This is a genomic window from Trinickia symbiotica, from assembly GCF_002934455.1.
Lineage (GTDB): Bacteria > Pseudomonadota > Gammaproteobacteria > Burkholderiales > Burkholderiaceae > Trinickia > Trinickia symbiotica.
The window spans coordinates 1-2,331 of sequence record NZ_PTIR01000056.1 but is presented as its reverse complement, the minus strand read 5'-3'; the positions used below and the strand labels follow the sequence as shown (position 1 = coordinate 2,331).

4 protein-coding genes are annotated in these 2,331 nt (G+C 60.4%); 2 read left to right on the top strand and 2 right to left on the bottom strand.

Annotated elements, in window-relative coordinates; all coding sequences use genetic code 11:
• On the top strand, positions 1–205 hold a 205-nt coding region (locus tag B0G57_RS32060), incomplete at its 5' end, for a hypothetical protein (protein WP_035469622.1).
• 637 nt (positions 206–842) lie between these two features.
• A complete protein-coding gene (locus tag B0G57_RS30690; protein ID WP_018443588.1) occupies positions 843–1,070 on the top strand; it encodes a SymE family type I addiction module toxin in 228 nt (75 codons plus the stop codon).
• A gap of 53 nt (positions 1,071–1,123) precedes the next feature.
• On the opposite strand, the gene B0G57_RS30685 is transcribed toward B0G57_RS30690, so the two are convergent.
• Positions 1,124–1,345 carry a hypothetical protein gene (locus B0G57_RS30685; RefSeq protein ID WP_018443589.1) on the bottom strand — a complete coding sequence of 74 codons (222 nt, stop codon included), beginning with the start codon at positions 1,343–1,345 and terminating at the stop codon, positions 1,124–1,126.
• A partial coding sequence (locus tag B0G57_RS30680) for a DUF6883 domain-containing protein (RefSeq protein ID WP_324603368.1) occupies positions 1,342–2,331 on the bottom strand: 990 nt, incomplete at its 5' end. The genes B0G57_RS30685 and B0G57_RS30680, both read right to left, overlap by 4 nt.

The window sequence follows — 2,331 nt, the reverse complement described above, 5'->3', positions numbered from 1 at the left end:
ACTGACGGCGGGGTTGACCAACGGCATTACCTATAGCACTACGAACGGTATCGGCTTCAATGCTGGTGCCTCAGTGACTGGCGTTACCGACCCGATCGGTTCGCCACGCTCAGGCTCTGCGGTGCAAGACGACTTTGCGGCTTGCACCGCATGCCAAACCGCGATTTTTCGTTGGAGTTGCTTTCCGTTGCGCAGCAACGGCTAAACAGGGAGCCCCTTGGGGGCGGACGGGAGTCAGGCTGCGAGCACGGAGCGAAGGACGCATCGCGGCCGTAGCCCGCGCGCAGCAGACAGCCGGGAGGGCGGGGCCCATCAGCTTTGCGCGCCAGCGCCATGCATCAGGGCCGGGGGCGCAAGACATAACGCTGCGTTATCCACGGCCGGGCACCGGCCGTGGATAATGTCCGCGTTATGTTCAATCGACTGACGGATGACGACGGCACAAAGGGACGGCGGCAGCCGCCAGGCGATTTACCCCCGGCCCTTCGTACCCCTCGGCCCAACGGGCCGCACGAACCTTCTTCGTCACCTCTTCGGGCCCACCGGCCCGCACAAACCCTTCGTCACCAATCCTGGCCACCGGCCAGGATTTCCGGGCCGCTCCGGACCGGCACTTCTTTATTCGTTGAGGTATCGGGCCGCATGGCCCGCACTGCATTACCCGCCGTCCTAGGCCAATCGACCAATGGTTAGGTCTACTGATTTTTAATACAATCAAAGACTTAACATCACCACCAACAGGAGAACGGCACCCCTTCCATCGCCGTAAACGCAGCGCGGGCCGCAAGTGCTTCCAACACTCACGACCCGCTAACCACCATCAACTCATACCAGGAGTCGATATGGCTGACGCCAATCTTAAAGCATTTGACGACGCTCACCCCTCGCGCAGCGTCACGATCCAGCAATCGCCACGCTGGCGCCCCTATTCACCTCGCCGACGCACCGCCCCGCCTCTCGTGCCTTGGTTCAAGCTCTCCGGTCGCTGGCTCGAGCAAGCCGGATTCATGCCTTACCAACGACTCAAGATCGAAGTCCAACTCGGCAAGCTCGTCATCACGCATGCCTAAGTGACCTCATGCACGGCAACTCGAAGCAATCGGGTTGCCGTGCTGTTGTCCAATTAGCCAACGTCACGAGCCTCCACCGTTGCGAGCGCATACACATCTTCCTTCGGAAAGAACGCCTCAACTTCATATGCAGCCGGCACGTTCGGATCGCCGAACACCAACACCACGGTGACGACAGTCCCGACTGGCAGCACTAAAGTCCTGCGCTCCCCAATCACTGTTGCTTCAACCGATTTCGACAACACGAAGGTGTCATTCTCTTTCATCACGTTCATTTTTTCGCGGGGATGCCAGTTACGAGTCGAACTGTACCGGAATTGTCCTTCATAAAGACGAACGTCGTGTCGATCGTTTTTCCGTTCGCCCCAGTGATTGGGATGACTTGCTCGTAGGTTTGCCCGTATTGGGTGGTCTTCGTCGGGACCGCCGTCGCCGGGTCGAAATACAACTGACTCGCCAAATCTTGCCAGTTGCTTTGATCGAAGCCCAATGCTTGACTGAACCAGTTAGCCTTGGTCTGATTCTGCGGATGCGCCGGGTCGAGCAGATAACCACCCAACTTGCTTTCGAGGTTTGAAGTATCGAAACCAACCTTGCTTGTAGCAGGTTCTTGGCCCGTCGCAGAGCCTCCAGTGTCATCGCCACTGCCGCCACTCGACAAGATCGGCGTACCGGGCGCAATCAGAGGCGGAGTCATCACAACTCCGCCATATGGCGTCGGAATCGGAATGGACGGAGTTACCACCGCACCGGCAGTCCCACTCGGATTGTTGTCATTGCCTCCGCCAGGAAGCTGATTGTTCGCGTCCGACGGCCCCGTCTGTCCGCTGTTGGCATTCATCAGGCCGATGAACTGGTTTATCTGCCCCTGCACCCAGCTCTTCGCGGCGTTGTTCGCATTCAACAGATCCGAGAATGCACCTGCCAGCGTGCCCAGCACCCCACCGTTTTTCGCCGCACTCTCCGGATGGTTGTCGGTGTTGTTCAACACCTCGTTCTGCGCCGCCGTCGCCCCACCCTGCGCGTTCGCACCGGCCAACCCAGCCAAACCTCCGCCGACCAGCGTCGCAAACCCCGCCATCGCCGCTTGCTGGCCCGGATCGAGTGCCGCACCCGTCGGATCGATCGCTCCCAACAGTAGCGGCGAAGCGAGCGCACTAGCCGCTCCGCCAATGGCCCCGCCTTCGCACCCGGCTCCCTCCGCTGCCGAGGCGGCGCAGCCCAGTGCCGCGTGCAACCCAAGGTAGGCCAACTCCCCGCC